Raw genomic sequence first — 676 nt, forward strand, 5'->3', positions numbered from 1 at the left:
GACGATCTCGGCGCCGGCGGCGCGCAGCGGCGCCAGCAGCGCATCCGGATGGCCGGGGCGGGTCGCGATCCAGACCGGCCCGCCGCCCTCGCGCAGCATGCGCGCGCCCGGCGAGAGGCGCAGCCGCGCATCCGCCACCACGCGCACCGTCGGCACCGGCGCGAAGCCCGGGATGCGGCAGGACAGCTCCGGGTCGTCGGCCAGCGCCGTGCCGCTGCCCACCAGCACCGCGTCATGCGTGCCGCGCAGCGCATGCGCCAGGCGCCGCGCCGGGGCGCCGGTGATCCACTGGCTCTCGCCGCTGCGGGTGGCGATGCGGCCATCCAGCGTGCTGGCCAGCTTCAGCGTCAGCAGCGGCAGGTTCCGCGTCAGCCGCTTGGTGAAGCCGGCATTGATCGCCCGCGCCTCATCCTCCAGCAGCCCGGTGGAGACGGCGATGCCGGCGGCGCGCAGCTGCTCGATGCCGCCGCCATCGACGCGCGGGTCGGGGTCGCGCATCGCCACCACCACCCGCGCCACGCCGGCGGCGATCAGCGCATCGGTGCAGGGCGGCGTGCGGCCCCAATGGCAGCAGGGTTCCAGCGTGACGTAAGCCGTGGCGCCGCGCGCGGCGGCGCCGGCGCGCTTCAGCGCCTCGGTCTCGGCATGCGGGCGGCCGCCGGGGGCGGTCCAGCCG

Annotated in this window: 1 protein-coding gene; it reads right to left on the minus strand. The window is 77.7% G+C overall.

Annotated features, from left to right (window positions below; genetic code table 11):
- The coding region (gene ribD, locus HMPREF0731_RS22485) for a bifunctional diaminohydroxyphosphoribosylaminopyrimidine deaminase/5-amino-6-(5-phosphoribosylamino)uracil reductase RibD (protein WP_007006577.1) at window positions 1–676 on the minus strand (676 nt) is incomplete at both ends.

It is taken from the genome of Pseudoroseomonas cervicalis ATCC 49957 (genome assembly GCF_000164635.1).
GTDB classification, from domain to species: Bacteria; Pseudomonadota; Alphaproteobacteria; order Acetobacterales; family Acetobacteraceae; genus Pseudoroseomonas; species Pseudoroseomonas cervicalis.